Raw genomic sequence first — 18,802 nt, forward strand, 5'->3', positions numbered from 1 at the left:
TTTTTTTTTATTATACTTTATATGATGGTTTATTTCAATATCAGTGATTTAGAACTACTCAAGTCCAAATGCGATTTTAAATCCGTTTACTATCTCATTGGATATAACCTCACTATGTCCACCTTCTGATAATATAATCTTAGCATTTTTTGATTTCAAGAAATTGATTTCTTCTTCTGATAATTTTCCAACAGCCTCATCTTCCATTGCGCTAATGTAGGTAATATTCTTCAAATCATATTTATCTAGCTTTTCAGTGTATCTATTTTTACCTAATCCAGCAGCTAGCTTATTTACATTTTTCTCACTGTTACTAGGGATAGCATCTGATTCAGGGTCATCCATTATTCCATTTTCATTAGCTACAGCCTTGACACCATCTACAAAATATCCTGTACCACCTTTACTAAAGGATTTCCAAATAACTTCTGGCATATCAAGTCTACCAACAATAATCAGGTATTTATCTGCTATATCAACACCATATTCTGAAATTAATTCTTGGGCCATCAAAGCTCCAAAAGACATACCTAGAACATACACCTTTTTCCCTTGTTCCTTATAATAGTTTATTACCTTCGCTAACATCTGAATACTTTCCTTATCATATTTTATAGCTTCTTCAAAAGATATTTCTTTGTCTTGGAACAGTTCAGGATTCTTGGTTTGCTTTTGATGTACATTAACTATAAAGAAATCTCTATTCTTAATTTCTTCTGTCTCTTCTTTTACCGTAGTTGTATCAAAATCATACATAGGTCCACCTTGTGTATTAATAACAACAGCACTGCTCTCTTGATTTCCAGATATACTGATTAATGAACTAATCTCTTCAGGGATACCATTTAGTGGCTCATCTTGTATCTCATCTTGCATCTCATTTTGTTTCTTAACTTCTTTTTGCTCTTCTTCCTCCTTTGGTTGAGTACTGAATTCAGTTTCATTTTGCTTCTTAACCTTACTTTTTTCCACTGGTTTTGATTTACAACCAGAAATCACTGTACTAATTGTCATAACTATCACTATTAACGAATAAATTAATTTTCTAGTTTTCATTTTTATTACTCCTCTTAAGTTTATTTTTCTTGAGCATCTATTTACAAGTATATTGTACTTAGAATTTCTTTTGATATAATGAATAATTTCTTAAAATTTTCTTAATGTTTACTAATTAGGAATGTGTATAGGACTAGCTATTGACATATATACTACTCAATACATAATTCAGATATCTAATGAATACTTAGCATTATTAAAATATTCAATATAGTATAATCTTTTCATATAACAGATGGTAAATTTTGGTACAATTTGCTACTTAAATTTGGTTATAAATGATGATATCTCTATTTAATAGAATACTGCTACAATTAAATTGTTACTTATACTGTGATTAATCATATGTTACTGTCAACAAAGTGGAATGAGGAGGAATAATATGAGCAAGGCAAAAAAGAAATCAAAACTGTTTCAATTAATGGTTGTAGGACTGGGAATCAGTTTGACAACCCCTTGTTTCAGCACATATGGGGCTGAAATAGAAACCAACACTATAATTGAAACCTCTACAACTAGTAAACTAGAAGATAATAATCTTCCCATTATGAACGAAAATATTATAAGTAATACTAATAACACCAGTTATGGTACTTTACTCAATCAGTATACTGAATATCTAAGATCAAAAACACCAGAAACCATTGATAATATTATCTTAAGCTTAGAAGACCATGAATTCTACTCTGCTCTAGTTAAAAGAACCTTCATTGATAGACTTGGTGCTGATAATCTAGAAAAATTCAAGGCTAAGAGTACTGACCATGCTACTTTTTTATCAACTATTTTCAATAGAGACGATCTTCTTAATTTATTTTTGCAAGGAAGATCTGATTATAAACAAGATAGACTGGTGAAATCTCTAGATGTCTGGAAAGATCTATGGGAAAACGATGAGGATTGTCATGATGGCTTCTATGCAAAATTTGCTATCGCAATGGCTTTAGTTCATGCTAATCCTATTAAGACCTATGATTCTAATCACACAGTTATAGATCCAGTTGTAAGATATGATCATTATAAAAGACTTAACACTGAAGGTAAATTATTCCCGTCTTTTAACAATCTTGATGTTACACATCTTACCATGGTAGCAGATAATGCTACTTCAGATGCAGATATAGATTGGCTTCACGATTTTCTTAGAACCAAACACCCTGATTATATAACTCAAAGTACATTAAAAAAAGCAGCTTTTTTAATGCCTTATGGAAAAAGGGACGGTAGAAATTACAAGGGTGAATGGAAATTAAAAGATTTACTTGAAATTGGTGGTGTCTGTACAAGAATATCATATTTTGGTACTCTAATATACAGATCCTTTGGTGTACCTTCAACGGATGTAAGACAGCCTAATCATATGGCTTTTTTATATATGAAATCAGAGGATAGCTGGGGACTTGGTAATAATATTGGTGGTATAGGATATGCTTGGAATAGACCCGCAACTACTATACCTTGGGGAGATCATCCAATCTATGCAAAATTATTAGCAGAAGCTACTAAGGATAGGGATAGCTTAGATAAATCTAACCAATTACTTTGGCTATCTGAAGTAATTGATTCAACTAATAAAATAGAAATCATTAATAAAGCAATAGATATTAATAAAAAAAATCTGATTGCATGGTACTATAAGATAGATTCCATGATTTCTAATGATGCCACAATCAAAGAATGGGAACAAATAATAGCAGATATACTTGATATCTTTACATATCACCCAAAAGTTATGACAGACCTTCTTAATAGATTACCAATACAAAAAATTTCAGATTATGATAGAACTATCTTACAAGAACTAATCCTTAACATATATGCTGCATTTGATAAGAACACAGACAGCGAACAACTGAGCACTATTAAAGCACTACATAAAAGATTGCCACAAGGAAATTTAGTACTGGCTAAATACTCTGTAGACGGTTCAAATGCTTATAGACTCATGGGTATCAAAAAAGGTGAAGAATATAGTATAGACGGTGGTAACACTTATATAACTGCTTCTGAAGACGATTTGTTACTTACAGATGATGAGATTAAGTCTATCAACACAACAGATCATATTAGAATTAGGATCAACAGCACTTATGAACCTTACGTGTTACATATCTATCGATACTATTTAAAACAGCACCATGTAATAATGAATAATAAAGCAAACACTTTAACAGGTATGAAAGGGTATATGGAGTTTTCTACTGATAGAGTAAATTGGATTAAATATAAAAACAATCTTCCTGATCTATCTGGTAATATTACAATATATATAAGAAGAAGTGGATCTGGAGCGAGTCTTTCCAGTAATATCTTAACTAGACAATTTACCGCCGCTTTATTTTCTTTTGATGGTAAAAATGCTAACAGACTTATGGGATTAAAAAAAGGTGAAAAATATAGTCTAGATGGTGGTAAAACTTTCACAACTGCTAATGAGGATGACTTGTTATTAACAGAAGCTGAAGTGAAATCTATTAATAGTACAAATAGTATAATAATGAAACCTATTGATACAGATAAAGAATTTGTAATATATATTAAAAATGGAAGTTTAAGTGATAAAGTTATCAAGCATAGTGATCTAGATAATACAATTTCTGGTCTAAATAATACAATGGAATTTTCTATAGATCAAACTAATTGGACTAGATATAATGGAGATAATCTTCCTGATCTATCTGGTAACATTACAATATATATTCGTAAAGCTGCTACTGGTCTTTATATGCCAAGTAATATTATTTCTAGGAAATTTACTGCTGCTACATTTTCTTTTAGCGGTGAAAATGCTGGTAGACTCATGGAAATTACAACAAATGCTGAATACAGTTTAGATGGTGGTATCACTTATACCACTCCTTCCGAAGATAACGTATTACTTACCAAAGATGAGTTAGACTCTATAACAACTACACATGGTATTCTTGTTAGAATGAAAGGTACTGATGATATTCTTACAATTAAGATTGTTAGAGAAGGATTGCTAAGAAGTACAATTAAATCTAACGATGCTTTAAATACTCTAACAGGTATTAGAAGTGGTATGGAATTCTCCATTGATAATAAGAATACTTGGACTAGATATAATGGTAATAATCTTCCTGATTTATCTGGTAATTTAACTATTCATGTTCGTAAATATGCTAAGAACAATTCTCTAGCTAGCCCTATTGTTACTAAAATATTTACTGCTGCTTCATTCTCCTTTAGCGGTGAAAATGCGGGTAGACTTATGGGGATTACTCCTGACATAGAATATAGTTTGGATGGCGGTAATACTTACACTACTCCTTCTGAAAAAAACGTACTGCTTACTAAAGATGAGTTAGAATCAATTACTACTGCTCATGGTATTCTTATTAGAATGAAAGGTAATGATGATACTCAATTAATCAAAATCGGTAAAAATAGATTATGGAACAGCACAATAAAAGCTAATGATACCGAAAATACTCTAAAAGGTCTTAGTAAGTACATGGAATTCTCTATTGATAATAAAGAGATTTGGACTAAATATAATGGCAGCAATCTTCCTGATTTGACTGGTAATTTAACTATTCATGTTCGTAAATATGCTAGAGGTACTTCTCTACCTAGTCCAATTGTTACTAGAAAATTTACTGGAGATACTTCATCTATAGTTTTATCTGATATTTCATTCTCCTTTAGTGGTGATAATGCAGGTAGACTTATGGAGATTACTCCTGATGTAGAATATAGCTTGGATGGTGGTATCACTTATACTACTCCTTATGAAGATAACATATTACTCTCTGATGCTGAGCTTGAATCCATTAATTCTAATGATAATATATTAGTCAGAAGTAAAGGCATTAATGAAACTTACACAATTCATATTAATGATAGCAATTTAAGCTCTAGTAGTCTGGCTGCCAATGATACTGATAATACTATTTTATTAGATACAAGCTTAGAGTATTCTTTTGATAAAATTAACTGGACTAAATATGATGGTTATAATAATCCTGATTTATCTGGTGATGTTACTCTCTATGTTCGTAAATATGCCGCAGGTACTACAACTTCCAGCAATATTGTGGAAATAGCTTATACCCAAGATATAATAGTCCCAGCTGAATTAGATCCTGTTAGCTTCTCCTTGGATGGGCAAAATGCTAGCAAACTTATGGGGATTACAACATATGCTGAATATAGTTTGGATGGTGGTATCACTTACACCACTCCTTATGAAGATAATGTATTGTTAACTAAGGATGAGTTGGATTCCATGACTGCTGCTAACGGTATTCTTATTAGATTAAAAGGAACTGATAAAACTCAACTTATCAAATTAGACCAAAGAATAATACATCCTCGTAATATTAAATCCAATGATAGCAATAATACTGTAACTATTAATAATAATATGGAATTTTCTATTGATGATAAAAATACTTGGATCAAATATAACGGTAGCAACCTTCCAGATTTGACTGGTGACATAACTATTCATATCCGTAAATATGGAACAGGTAGATCATTACCAAGTAAAATTGTTACTAGAACATTTACACAAGCAAAATAGGAGTACACAAATTTTACATAGCTTAATATAATTTTTTATATTGTTGACAAACCGTTATTCATTCCTCCGAAGAATAACGGTTTGTTTTTTTACCATATTTTAACATTTCTTACCAAAAAATACCCCTTTACCTCGAACACATGTTCGTGTATACTAATTTTAAGAGGTGTTTTTATGGAACATAGAATTTTTCATATTGATGTAAATTCAGCTTATTTAAGTTGGGAAGCTACTTATAGAATGAACACACAGATATCCTGCATTGACCTTAGAACCATACCTGCAATTATAGGTGGCGACGAGTCCAAAAGACATGGAATAGTATTAGCAAAATCCATTCCTGCTAAAAAATATGGTATAAAAACAGGTGAGTCATTATTCAGCGCTCGTCAGAAATGTCCATCTCTTGTAATAGTACCTCCTAATTATAAACTTTTTATGCAATGCAGCGATGCAATGGTAGATATATTCAAAGAATATTTTCCTCTTGTTGAAAGATACAGTGTTGATGAATGTTTCCTTGATTATACTAACATGAGCCACCATTTTGGTTCTCCCATCAGCTTTGCTCATCATTTGAAAGACAAAATACAAAAAGAATTAGGATTTACCGTTAATATTGGTATTTCTAATAATAAACTATTAGCTAAAATGGCATCGGATTTTGAAAAGCCTAATAAGATTCATACGTTATTTCCAAACGAAATACAGGAAAAAATGTGGCCTTTACCAGTAAGAGACTTATTCATGGTAGGTAGAGCAACCAATGCAAAGCTTATAAAGCTAGGTATCTACACCATTGGTGAGTTGGCAAATTCAGACCCTGAACTCTTATATGCCCATTTTAAGAGCCATGGATACCTTATACACGCTTATGCCAATGGTATAGCTACCTCTATTGTAAAACCATGTTCCCCCGAAGCAAAAGGCATTGGTAACTCTACTACCATTTCATTTGATGTGACAGATTCCCGTACGGCAAAGCTTATCTTATTATCCCTTACTGAGACTGTTTGTATGCGTTTAAGAGATTCTGATATGATAGCAAAAATGGTGAGTGTAAGTATAAAATCACATGATTTCATTTCATTGTCTCATCAAATGCAGCTGGCAGAATCTACTGATATAACTAATGATATCTACAGAGCCATATGTACTTTATTTGACGAAGCTTGGAACAAAGAACCTATCAGACACCTTGGAGTCAGAGTATCTTCTCTTTCTTCAAAAACCAATACACAGCTGTCTCTGTTTGATTTTGATAAACATGAGAAATACACAGCTCTTGATGAATCAATTGATAAGATACGTTTAAGATATGGAAATACCGCTATTATTAGAGCTTCATTTTTGCATAGTGGTCTAAGACCTCTTAATGGAGGTATGCCAGAAGAAAATTACCCTATTATGTCAAGCCTTTTATAAGTTTTGAATCAATATTAAGAAAGGAAGGGCGACTTTATGAAAGTAATAATGGAACCTATTGAGATGATTGGATGGTTCAATTTAAAAGGAGTCTTGATGCCTCTAAGATTCAGACTCGAAACCAAAGAACACGAACTGAAGACAGTTAAAGTAAACAAAGTTCTATATCATACCGAAGAAAAGATTGCAGGAAATCCCATGAGAAGTTACACATGTCTAGTTGCTATAAATGGTGTGGAAAAATCCTGTGAATTAAAATACGAATTAAATACCTGTAAGTGGATACTTTTCAAAATATAGGTAATAAATATAAGCCCAGACCCTTTGAATGTTAAATCCTAAGAATCTGGGCAATACATATAATTTATATAAGAATGTTTCTTAAAATAAGTTCATCATCATATTTCTTTGGGATTCTTAAAACAATGATAACAGACAGGTACATACTTCTCAAGTCCTCCGATATCAATAGGTTTACCCTCATATACAGGCTTACCATCAACAAGTTTTAAGTTATGGGTAGCCTTATTATTGCAAAACCAGCAAACAGTCTTTATCTCTTCTAGTTTATCAGCAAGTTCAAATAGTCTTTTACTTGCATCAAACAACTCTAACGTATAACTAACTCTAAGACCATAACAAATGACTGGTGTATTATACTCATCAACAATTTCTCTAAGTTGATCGATATGTTTAGATTTTAACATTTGGCATTCATCCACAAGTATACAATCAATATTATCTTTTTGCTTACGATGTGAAACATATAAATCATAAATATCTGTATCATCATCTATTAGCTCTGCTGGCATTTTGAATCCTGCTCTAGTAGAAACATATCCGTCACTTCTAGTATCTATTTTAGGAATTAAAAGTAATACTTCTTTGCCTTGAGTTTGATAATTATGAGCTGTAGCTATAAGGTTCAAAGATTTTGCAGAAAAAACTGTGCCGTATTTAAAAAATAACTTAGCCATATGTATTCTCCTAACATTAATTATTGAAACTAATTTTTTCATCCATTATATATTATGACATATATTAATTTTTATCTCAACAATGTTTTTACCTAAGTCTTATGACCTATTTTTACTCATTTTATTATAGGACTATATAATCAATTTAAACTTTTTTTCATTTTTTTGTAACCTTTTGGGGTGTTTAACATCTTATATAATAGAGGGAGTATTTTAATACATACTCATTAAATTTGTAAAAACAACTAGAGCAATGCCCTTTGTTCTAAGAAAAGTACCTTTAGGAAGGTACCAGTACACTTATTAAAAGCAGTATACATATATTGCTGTTCCGGTCAAAACCATGAAGTTGCCCTACTTCATGGTTTTGGTATATATGTAAAATTTTAATCATTTTTGGTAGTTATCCACATTTTTCCTGTTGATAACACCATTTTCTTGGGGATAACTTTAATAACTATACACAATTTTGTCATGCCTAATACTAAAATATCATTATATATCCATAAAAATAATTTTAAAAAAATTTATAAAAAGGTTAATTTCTTAACAAAGTTAAGATGTTATCATACTCTAATAAATAATTACAGCAAATTATTATGTCGCTTTTTGTCCCTGTGGATAAAAATTTGTGGATAAAATTTGTCTTTTCATTTTTTACCAGTATAATTATTATCATATTTTCCCAAAATATAAATGAAAGTATAAAAGAATTTTAACATACATTGTTATTATCCTTTAGTGTATTAAAAATTAATTTTTAGTGTATTTAGGAAGGAGATCTAATCAATGAAATTTGCAACAGGTTTAATAGTAGGAAGTGTAATCGGTGCATCATCATTGGCTCTTGTGAATATGGACAAACGTGATATGCGTAAAATGCAAAGAAAAGGCAAAAAAATGATGCATAAAGCCGAAAGATTAATGGATGACTTAAAAGAAATGATGTAATATATGCTTCTATTTTAAAAGGCTCCCACCACATACATAATATATGGTGATAGCCTTTTATTTTTGGTAATTTCAGCTTTTCAGAACTTTTAATAAGAGATCATAGATTGTGTTAATGTTTTCTTCATCATCACCTATAGTGATATCATTTTGTTCTAGGAATACGTCTTCTCCAGAAAACTCATATGATAATATCACCAAAAGGTTCTGCCAAATCACAAAAGTCATTTTATCTTTTGGCTTATCTATAATACCTTCCTTGACTCCTAGTTCAATAATTTCTTCCAAGAGATTATATAGTTTCATTCTAATTCCAAGCATAATATTTTTGATTTGTTCATGAGTATCTACCTTGGATTTGAAGGTCTTATCGCATTCGCTTATCATGAATATGAAATTAGTATTTCCTTGTCTTATGGTTGCTATAATTATTTTTATGAGACCCTTGATGGTCATTTCGAAACCCTTATTATCAGTAAATAGCCTTTGCTGAATTTCTTCAACATATTTTTCTCCCATATAATTTATAGTCTTGTATATGAGTTCATCTTTGCTCTTAAAATATTCATATACGGTGCTTTTACCAATATTGGCCTCATTAGCAACCTTAGATATAGTAAGTCCGTTAACGCCTTCTCTTATCATAATTGTCATAGCAGCTTCATATAACAGGTTTTTTTTGCTCATCATCTATCTATCCCTCTTTTATAAATATAATACTACGCTTTTTTTGAAATCTTCTTTTTAAATCCATAAAATATTGAGTAGATGACTGGTACAATTATCAATGTTAAGAATGTAGACATTATCAAACCACCAATAACTGTTACACCTAATGGAGCAATCATTTCTGCTCCCTCACCAATACCTAGAGATATTGGAATTACAGCCAATATAGTTGTTAGAGCTGTCATTAGAATAGGTCTTATTCTAACACTTCCAGCTTCTATTATAGCATCTTTTGTAGATTTTCCAACTTTTATTAGTTTATTTATATAATCCACTAGTACGATACCATTATTAACAACAATACCAGCTAACACAATCATACCTAAGAATGCTACTATACTAAGTGGTGTTCTAGTAATGAATAATGCAATAAATGCTCCTGTAAATGCCAGTGGCACACTGAATAAGATAATAAATGGATATAGGAATGATTCAAATTGTGATGCCATAATCATATATATTAGTACTACACCTAATAGCAATGCTAATAACAGACTTACGAAAGCATCCTGAATCTCTTTATTTTCTCCGGCATTTTCAATACTATAACCATCCGGTATATCTATATCTTTTAATTTCTCATCTAATATCTTACCGACATTACCAGCACTTACTCCTTTTTCTAGTTTACTGGTAACACTGATTACTCTCTTTTGATTAGTTCTATTGATTGAAGTATAACCTACTCCTTCTTCAATATCTGCTATATCTCCTAATTTAACAGTTTTACCTGTCATAGAAGTAAATGGAAGCTCTTCAATATCCTTTGTCTGAAGCTCAGTATCGGATGTCTTATTAATATAAACATCTACTTTTTTACCATCTAAGTCAAGTGTTGTAGCTTTAACATCTGTTAGTCTTTGTCTGATTGTACCTGCCACAGCAGCTGTAGTAATACCAAGAGGCCCTGCTATTTCTCTATTTAATGTGATATTAAGCTCTGGTGCTCCTTTTGATATACCATTATCAACTTCAACTGTTCCATCAATACCTTCAACGATAGAAGTAACTTCCTTAGCAAGTTTTTCTAATTCATCAAAGTCAGTACCAGCTATGTCAACTTGAACAGGTACAGTGGAGAAAGCCATCATATTAGATACTGCGTTTACTTCTAAATCACATTCTACCTTACCTAATATACTGTTTCTTATATCATCTGATATTTCCTGAGTGCTTTTATCTCTTTCTGACTTAGGAACAAGAGTTAAATTGAGTGTACCACTATCTGTTGATCCACCTCCCATGAGCTGACCCATTCCTCCGCCGCTTCCTACAGAAGTACTGATAGTCTCTATATCTGGGAAATCAATAAGTATATCTTCTATCTCTTTTATTTTTGCTACTGTATTATTATACGTAGTACCTTTTGGCATTGAAGCAGTAATTGTTATCTGCCCTTCATCAGTAGTAGGCATCAGCTCTGTTCCTATTGTCATAGCTCCAAAGATACTAGCTACAAATAAGATAACTGTTAGTATAACAACTAAAGCTCTATGTTTCAAAGATCCTTTTAATAATCTTATATATAAATTTCTAAATCCGTCCATTGCTTTATGATGAGTACTTGTATCTGGCTTCTTGATAAGTTTTGATGATAACATTGGTACTAATGTCAAAGCAACCAATAAACTTGCAAGTAATGTAAGTGTAACAGTTATAGCCATTTCTTTGAATATTTGTGCTGTCATACCTTGAACGAATATAACAGGTAAGAAAACTGCTATGGTCGTTAGTGTTGAAGCTATGATAGCTCCTGATACCTGTTTACTTCCTTCAATAGCTGCTGAAACTCTGGATTTTCCTTCTTTTCTCATTCTATAGATATTCTCCAGAACAACTACCGCATTATCCACCAGCATACCCGTTCCAAGTGCCAATCCACCTAATGATACAACATTAAGGGAAATGCCGCTTAACCATATGAATGTAAATGATACAATGATACTAATAGGTATTGCTACACCAATAACAATGGTTGGTCTTAAATCCTTCAAGAATATGAATAAGATCAATATTGCAAGTATTGCTCCTACTATTGCATTAACGGTAACTGAAGAAACCATATCGTTAATATACTTGGCTTGGTCTAATGTAACCAATATATTCATGTCTGGGTATTCTTCTTTTATCTGATCTATAGTATCATTGACTTTCTTAGAAACATCTGTAGTGTTGAATTCTGTTTGTCTCTGAATCATAAGTGAAATACTGTCTTCACCATTAACTTTGGAATACATTTTACTGTTCTGGGCTACTTCTTTTATTGTTGCAAGATCACTTAATCTTATCGTAGTAGTTTCCATTTTTATTTCAGGCATAGGCATATTGTCAGGGATAGTATTTGGTATTTCATTAGGGTTAGGTATCATGCCAGTATTTGGAACCCCATTAGAGTCCTGTGGCTTGTTGCCATTTTCTTTTTGTTGTTTTAACATTTCCCATACATCTGCTTTTTCACCTTGTATAACAGGAACAGGTATTTCCAATAAGATAAAATCTTCAATATCTTCTATACTGTCAAACTTACCTATAGTACGGATTGTTATATCCTTGTCCCCTTCGGTAATCTGTCCAGCAGGCATATCAAAATTGGAACCTTGCAGTAGTTTAGATATCATATCACTATCAATACCTAACAGTTCCATTTTATCTGAATCCAGTGTAACTTCAACTTGCTTCTTAACATCTCCATTGATAGTTACAGAAGCTACACCTTCTATTCTCTCTAATCTTGGTTTAACAATATTTTCTACAAAATCTCCAACTTCTGACATATCACTGCCTTCTTTGGTAACAGCGAATCCCATGATAGGCATCATACTTGGATTGAATTTTATAATCATAGGAGAACCTACTTCGTCTGGAAAATAACCAGTGACCATATCGAGCTTTTCCCTCATATCCAACATAGCTACATCCATGTTAGTTGATTCATTAAATTCTACTATAACTATAGAATTATGCTCTGATGAAATAGATTGTATTTTCTTTACATTCTGCACAGTTGCCAGTGCACTTTCAATATTTTTTGATACAGTATTTTCAACTTCCCCAGGGCTTGCTCCTATATAAGTAGTTGATACTGCCGCATAAGGAATATTCATACTTGGTAATAGATCCGTATTCAGCTGAGTAAATGATACTGCTCCGAATATTATAAAAATGAGTACTATCATTACTATTGTTACGGGTTTTTTTACACTGAATTTTGATAACATATTAGTCTCCTCTCACAATTTCGTTTATTGTCAATTACCGACCGACTGTTCGGTCGGTAACACTATAATACCTATCTTTTATACTTTTGTCAACACCAATTATATCTAAATCTTATTCTATAATATAATGACAATAACCAAACTGGCTAATAATCCAAAATGTTTTAACTCTAAAAATATAGTTAATCCTAAGGAATTTTCCCTGACCATATATATAATGTTTACCCTAAAAAACAAGTAATTATGCACATTAAAACCTACATCCTTTATATATTTAACATTTGTATATCTTGTAATTAATTGGAAATAACTATTATCAATAGAAAAACTATAATTATTAATTTTATATTAATTTTTATTAATATTACTATACATGCTAGTAATATTTGTTATTATGTAGTTAACAAGATACTGACTTAAGTTTTTATCTGCTTATATGAATAAGTCATTTCAAAAATACTTTTCAAGGAATTATAAATAGTATAATTAAAAATTTTATTAGATATAAGATATATTTAATTTTAATATATATAACGAAGAAATATGAAATATATTATTCTCGTATTTATACGATGAATTTACTGTGGTAGTGTAAAGTAGCCTATGAAAAACAAAAACAAAAAATAATTAAGCCTTAAAAGAAAAAAAGGTAACAGAAATAGCTCTTGGTAACTTACGCCACCCTTGACAGCACCATTAAACAATGCTTAAAAATGGTGCCGACGGTGAAAAACTCAAGAACAGATAGACCTATCCCGTCGTAATCATGGCATTGTAGCATTGTTTAATGATGCTATCAAGGGCATGTCCCTGCGGGATGGCTGTATCAGTGCCTCTGGTTCAAAATCTAAGAACAGATAGATTGTTGCTCTTGTAAATGAAGAATGGTTTTTTGACCAAGGTATATAAGGAGTTGCCATTTTCCAGGCATGTTATCAGCTTTGGAGAGCAAATTAACCCTATTCAAAGGCTTTTTATAGCAAGTAACTTTATGGGGACGTAGGAAATTGTAATAAGCTACCCATAAAGACAAGGCATAATTAGCACCATCATAATTATCGTAACCATTGGTTATACGATAAGAAGCTTTAAAAGTTCGGTTAAGGCGTTCTACAATCTGCTTGAATGGGCGAAACTTTTTAGAAACTTCGTCATCATTGGAAAGACCTATTACCTGAGTGATATCAAACTTAAGAGGATCTTTCTCACGGAGAGCGAATTGTTGAGAAGCTAAAGGATAAGCGCTATAGCCATCAGCAATAAAACGAAATTTATCAGGAAGCTTTTTAAGATTGCGAAAAGCCATACGCATAGCAAGGATACAAGGACCTACGCCACGATTATCAGATACCCTGTAACCAAGGATAGAACGAGAAACAGCATCCATAATGAACCAAACATAACCTTTGATACCACGGACTTTGATATAAGTTTCATCAGCTATCATAGTAGAGAAATGGTTGTAATTATAATTATCAACAAAAGGTTTAATAAGAGTAGCAGCGGAATGAGCATAGTTAGCAACCATAGTATGAGAGATATCAATACAATGAATGTCTTTTAAAGCCTGAGCAGTTTTTCTTAAAGATAGTCCAAGGTTTACATGATAAGACAAACAAAGTCCCATGATATAAGCACTTTTACTACGGAATTTAAAAGAAGAAGCATTTTTAGGAAGAGAATCCAAATCCATAGCAAAAAAATCTACAGAGAATTCACGGTAGATATAGCGTAGTTTATACTTATAGCGATCAGAATGTTTTACGTCATTAGGTAATTTACTCACATTGGATATATAATAAGAGCACTTATTATTAATGCACTTATGTACATTAAAATGTTTCCTATCTTTTTTTGCAACAAGAGAATGATTGCAATAAGGGCATTTAAGAACAAGAGGAGAAGAAACTTGTTCACCCGTAACAAAAGTTTTTTGGCAAACTTTACACTTAAATTGGCCTTTACCACCATTATTATCGTAAATATATTGCTGTGGAGCACCACATAAAGGGCAAATGGTATCGTTAGGAACATTACGGATTTTACCTTTTTGAGTCCTAACAGGTTTTAAAGGTTTACCATAACGAAGAAGATAGTATTCAGTCAAAAATTGCCAATCTTGTTTAACAAAGCGTTTAATAATAGGTAGTTTATCGGTCTTGAATTTCTGATACTTAGGTGAATGAGCATCATCAAAAGCCCATTGCTTAAGAGGAATAAATTTAGAGATGAAAAGAAGTAACCAAGAAATTTGTTGATTTTGGTATTGAATTATATTAAGTAAATAAGTTATAATTGAAGGCATAGCAATGACATCCTTTCAGGAATTTTTGGTGTGTTGGAACTTCAATTATAACTGAAAATAGGGGGTCATTGTTATTTTATTGCAAAAAACTGTGAAACCCTTGATAAATAAAGAATTTAAACAAATAGTGTAGTGTTAAACTTTACACTACCTTTACTGTTGAGGAGGGCAAAATATGAAAATTCAATGGAACAAACGATATACCACTATAAGTATCTATGCAATCTTAGTTGTTTTTGTTAGCTTAGTTTTTTATAAATTCATTGGTAACTGGGAAGAAACAAAAGTTTTTTTTAGAAGTACTTTATCAACTTTATCGCCTTTTATAATAGGTTTTCTGATAGCATATTTCATTAATCCTTTAGTAGTCTGGTTTGAGAAATTGATAGGTAAGATAAGAATCAGGAAAAAAAGTATTAAAAGTCTAAAAGCCAAAAGATCTCTTGCTATATTGTTTTCATATATCACTGTATTAGGTTTTATCATAATCATTTTAGCTTTTATCATTCCAGAACTTCTAAACAGCTTAGCTGATACAATAAACAAATTACCCGATTTGATAACAGAGTTGATTGATAAAATAAATCATTTTGTTAATAATAGTTCAATCGAATTCATTGACCCTAAGGCTATCAACCAATTCATTGATGATAACCTTAATAATATCCCTGCTGCATTAAACAATGTTTACGATGTATTCAGTAATATTGCACCTTCCCTTTTGAATTTCACAAAAAGCTTTACTTTCGGTCTTCTAAATGTTTTAGTAGGATTCATTATAGCTATATACTTATTAGCAAGTAAAGAGAAATCATTAGCAAGTTTTAACAAAGGTATTATAGCTTTGTTTAGAGAAAATACAGCCAATAGTTTACTAGGGATATTAAAAGATAGTCATCAGATTTTTTCCAAATTTTTTGTTGGAAAACTTATTGATTCATTAATTATAGGTGTCCTATGCTTTATAATTACCCTGATATTCCATATACCTAATGCTCTATTGATTAGTGTTTTCGTAGGTGTAACTAACATGATTCCTTATTTTGGTCCATTCATAGGTGGTTTTGCAGGAATTATACTAGTATTCATAATCAGCCCTATACAAGCTTTATGGTTTGCTTTGATAATATTAGGTCTTCAACAATTTGATGGTAATATACTAGGACCTAAAATCCTTGGAGATTCAACAGGGCTCAGTCCATTTTGGGTTATCTTTGCAATATTAGTTGGTGGAAAACTATTTGGTTTGATAGGAATGTTTTTAGGTGTACCATTCTTCGCAGTAATCAAGAATATAATAGATAAACAAATAAATAAGAAATATGAAATGAAGATGCATAAAAAACAAGAAGAAACAATACTTGATAATATGCAAACGGAAATAGACGAAGAGGTTGAATAACCTCTTCGTCTTCTTTTATCAATTAAGCAAAATAGGATTATCAAAATATCTTTGAACCTTGGTAATCCACCAATAATCATCAGTTGGAGGTGAACCAACTCCATCAGTACTGCTATTGACTCCAGCACCGAATAGTATTGAAATGACTCCAGATTCTTTTGCTTTGTCCATATGATGTGCCCATGTTATAGTATCAGTTCCATTATCTGTTATTTTATTATCATTATGTGCGTTAAGCTTGAAATAATTAAATCGCTCTGTAGAACCTGGTTTGAATATATCTCCAAGGAAATACACTGGTGCAGAATCTTCATATTTTGTAGAAGTTCCATTCAAGTCAGGGAAAAGACCATTATTATATGGGTTAGATGCTTGACTTGTATTGATATGCCCTACTGGTATCTGCCATAATATAACAGGAAGATTAGAACTTGTATTCATGACTTTTACAAACTCAAGATAATTATTCCATATATCACTATTCCAGAACCAAGTGGAACCTGCAGGATCGGCAGCGGCTTGAGGTGTTACTCCACCACCATCCAGTCCATATTTATCTATTGAAACAAAATTCGCTCCATATGATTTTACACCTGCACTAACATAATAATCTGTAATAAGCTGAGCTTTACTTCTAATGAAGTTCAATCCATCAGTTACCCCCATTGTCTCTGTTTTATGTAAAATACCATTGTTAGGAACATCATGTCCATCATAGGCCCATAGATTGAATTGCCATCCATAATAAGCTTGTGGATAGTATTTGCTTACAATATAGTTCACCGATTTGACTAATCCTTCAACAGTATTAGGAAAATCTGGGTCTACACCACTGGTCAATACACCACTGCTATATGCTGCACTTACTAACGCTGTTATCTCATTTGGCTGTTTACCTGATTGCTGCATCATATAACCAAGAAAATCTGGTTCAAACACTATACCTACTGTATCATCTTCTGCATACTCCTTACATATGTCTAAAAAGAATTTTAAATCCTTATAATAGGCATCCATATATGTTGAATCTTGAATATGAGCTAAATCCAGACTATAGCTTTCTCCACTGTCAGGAATGTTATAGTATACGAAGAATGGGATTATACCTAATTTTCTGCTTTCAATAATAAAGTTCTTAGCTCGTCCACCATCAACATTAGTCCAAGTACGCCATCCATTTATTGGACCGCCATTAATATAGATATATCTTATGTCCATCCTCTTATTCTTGTCATCAGTGTGGAAATCCCTCCAGAAATCAAGATCTCCCTGTTTATCTTCACTTACAGAGCCTATAGAAAGATAATTAGGCATACCTGGAATACTTCCATCAGCATTTTTGATTCTTATTCCAACATATCTCTCTTCCCCTGTAGTGCTTTCTTTTAGTTTAATAGAAGCTCGTCCAGCTTTTTTACCATTAATCTTAAGAGTATTATTATTTACTATTGAACAATCAACTACTGAACTATTATTCGTAATAACAGTAAAAACAGGATTAGCGACTCCATTAAAACTTAGAGTATAATCATTCATTCCTTGAGCCTGAGTAAACTGATAGACCACTTTTTGGGTATCTATACCGTTTATTATTATGTTGCCAGTTGCATTCCCCACTACAACAGAAATCTCGTCACTAGCTGTAGTTCCATATGAATTAGTCAGCTCAATATAATATTTATATGTCCCTTCAATTGTTCTTCCTTTTACTTGAAAGGTCTCACTTTGAGGATTAGGTGTATCATCAATTAAAGTACCACTATGTATTTCTTGATAATTGCCTGCCCCGATCTTCTCGAATAGCTTCCAACTTGTCCCATTGTTTCCATACCATATGTTCCAAGTCAAATCATAATCACCATCAATATCTCCTGACCATTGATTATGGCTTAATGACGGTTTTACAGGAACCCCTGTCCCTGCTGCGCTTGTAGGTATAATTGTAACTGCCAAGATTAAAGTAATGCATAACAATATTGAAAAAGTCTTGAAATATCTTTTTAAAAACATTTTTCTCCTCCTTATACATATATATAGATTTGTGCCTCACCTCTAATTGTGGTAACCACCTCCATTGATTTTAGTTATTCATTGGGTAATATTAAATGATTAGATATAGATATAAGTAGAAAAATATTAAGTAAGACTTAAGTAGATAAAAATATATATAAACACTCTTGTATCATTATACAT

The 18,802-nt window shown here is 31.8% G+C and carries 11 protein-coding genes; 5 read left to right on the plus strand and 6 right to left on the minus strand.

Annotated features, from left to right (window positions below):
- Window positions 1-54: 54 nt before the first annotated feature.
- Complete coding sequence (locus HYG85_RS10340) at window positions 55-1,056, minus strand: hypothetical protein (protein ID WP_212693397.1); 1,002 nt, start codon at window positions 1,054-1,056, stop codon at window positions 55-57.
- Between the two features lie 382 nt (window positions 1,057-1,438).
- On the opposite strand from HYG85_RS10340, the gene HYG85_RS10345 reads away from it, so the two are divergent.
- From HYG85_RS10345 to HYG85_RS10355, 3 genes are all read left to right on the plus strand, one after another.
- A complete protein-coding gene (locus HYG85_RS10345) occupies window positions 1,439-5,602 on the plus strand; it encodes a hypothetical protein (RefSeq protein WP_212693398.1) in 4,164 nt (1,387 codons plus the stop codon).
- A 174-nt stretch (window positions 5,603-5,776) separates the two neighbouring features.
- The gene (locus tag HYG85_RS10350; RefSeq protein ID WP_212693399.1) at window positions 5,777-7,027 is read left to right on the plus strand and encodes a DNA polymerase Y family protein; all 1,251 of its coding nucleotides are present in this window, start codon (window positions 5,777-5,779) and stop codon (window positions 7,025-7,027) included.
- A 36-nt stretch (window positions 7,028-7,063) separates the two neighbouring features.
- A complete protein-coding gene (locus tag HYG85_RS10355; RefSeq protein ID WP_212693400.1) occupies window positions 7,064-7,327 on the plus strand; it encodes a hypothetical protein in 264 nt (87 codons plus the stop codon).
- A gap of 98 nt (window positions 7,328-7,425) precedes the next feature.
- Here the strand turns inward: HYG85_RS10355 and HYG85_RS10360 are convergent, their stop codons facing one another.
- Window positions 7,426-8,004, minus strand: coding sequence for a thymidine kinase (locus HYG85_RS10360; RefSeq protein WP_212693401.1), 579 nt, complete (start codon window positions 8,002-8,004; stop codon window positions 7,426-7,428).
- A gap of 789 nt (window positions 8,005-8,793) precedes the next feature.
- On the opposite strand from HYG85_RS10360, the gene HYG85_RS10365 reads away from it, so the two are divergent.
- Window positions 8,794-8,955 (plus strand): hypothetical protein, encoded by a 162-nt coding sequence (locus HYG85_RS10365; protein ID WP_193774485.1) that lies wholly within the window; start codon window positions 8,794-8,796, stop codon window positions 8,953-8,955.
- A 72-nt stretch (window positions 8,956-9,027) separates the two neighbouring features.
- Here the strand turns inward: HYG85_RS10365 and HYG85_RS10370 are convergent, their stop codons facing one another.
- The 3 genes from HYG85_RS10370 to HYG85_RS10380 form a co-directional block, all read right to left on the minus strand.
- Window positions 9,028-9,645 (minus strand): TetR/AcrR family transcriptional regulator, encoded by a 618-nt coding sequence (locus HYG85_RS10370; protein ID WP_212693402.1) that lies wholly within the window; start codon window positions 9,643-9,645, stop codon window positions 9,028-9,030.
- 29 nt (window positions 9,646-9,674) lie between these two features.
- Window positions 9,675-12,902: an efflux RND transporter permease subunit gene (locus HYG85_RS10375; protein ID WP_212693403.1), complete on the minus strand. Its 3,228-nt coding sequence runs from the start codon at window positions 12,900-12,902 to the stop codon at window positions 9,675-9,677.
- Between the two features lie 847 nt (window positions 12,903-13,749).
- The gene (locus tag HYG85_RS10380) at window positions 13,750-15,207 is read right to left on the minus strand and encodes a DDE-type integrase/transposase/recombinase (RefSeq protein ID WP_212690144.1); all 1,458 of its coding nucleotides are present in this window, start codon (window positions 15,205-15,207) and stop codon (window positions 13,750-13,752) included.
- 175 nt (window positions 15,208-15,382) lie between these two features.
- Between HYG85_RS10380 and HYG85_RS10385 the strand changes: the two genes are divergently transcribed.
- On the plus strand, window positions 15,383-16,609 hold the full coding sequence (locus HYG85_RS10385) for an AI-2E family transporter (protein WP_212693404.1): 1,227 nt from the start codon (window positions 15,383-15,385) through the stop codon (window positions 16,607-16,609).
- A gap of 18 nt (window positions 16,610-16,627) precedes the next feature.
- On the opposite strand, the gene HYG85_RS10390 is transcribed toward HYG85_RS10385, so the two are convergent.
- Window positions 16,628-18,619, minus strand: a complete 1,992-nt coding sequence (locus tag HYG85_RS10390) for a hypothetical protein (protein ID WP_212693405.1) — start codon at window positions 18,617-18,619, stop codon at window positions 16,628-16,630.
- Window positions 18,620-18,802 lie beyond the last annotated feature (183 nt).

This window comes from Vallitalea guaymasensis (assembly GCF_018141425.1).
Lineage (GTDB): Bacteria > Bacillota > Clostridia > Lachnospirales > Vallitaleaceae > Vallitalea > Vallitalea guaymasensis.

What these genes read in the sequence shown, in the direction of transcription:
- HYG85_RS10340 (WP_212693397.1), bottom strand. Translation starts at nt 1,056, where the DNA reads ATGAAAACTAGAAAATTAATTTATTCGTTAATAGTGATAGTTATGACA.
- HYG85_RS10345 (WP_212693398.1), top strand. Translation starts at nt 1,439, where the DNA reads ATGAGCAAGGCAAAAAAGAAATCAAAACTGTTTCAATTAATGGTTGTA.
- HYG85_RS10350 (WP_212693399.1), top strand. Translation starts at nt 5,777, where the DNA reads ATGGAACATAGAATTTTTCATATTGATGTAAATTCAGCTTATTTAAGT.
- HYG85_RS10355 (WP_212693400.1), top strand. Translation starts at nt 7,064, where the DNA reads ATGAAAGTAATAATGGAACCTATTGAGATGATTGGATGGTTCAATTTA.
- HYG85_RS10360 (WP_212693401.1), bottom strand. Translation starts at nt 8,004, where the DNA reads ATGGCTAAGTTATTTTTTAAATACGGCACAGTTTTTTCTGCAAAATCT.
- HYG85_RS10365 (WP_193774485.1), top strand. Translation starts at nt 8,794, where the DNA reads ATGAAATTTGCAACAGGTTTAATAGTAGGAAGTGTAATCGGTGCATCA.
- HYG85_RS10370 (WP_212693402.1), bottom strand. Translation starts at nt 9,645, where the DNA reads ATGATGAGCAAAAAAAACCTGTTATATGAAGCTGCTATGACAATTATG.
- HYG85_RS10375 (WP_212693403.1), bottom strand. Translation starts at nt 12,902, where the DNA reads ATGTTATCAAAATTCAGTGTAAAAAAACCCGTAACAATAGTAATGATA.
- HYG85_RS10380 (WP_212690144.1), bottom strand. Translation starts at nt 15,207, where the DNA reads ATGCCTTCAATTATAACTTATTTACTTAATATAATTCAATACCAAAAT.
- HYG85_RS10385 (WP_212693404.1), top strand. Translation starts at nt 15,383, where the DNA reads ATGAAAATTCAATGGAACAAACGATATACCACTATAAGTATCTATGCA.
- HYG85_RS10390 (WP_212693405.1), bottom strand. Translation starts at nt 18,619, where the DNA reads ATGTTTTTAAAAAGATATTTCAAGACTTTTTCAATATTGTTATGCATT.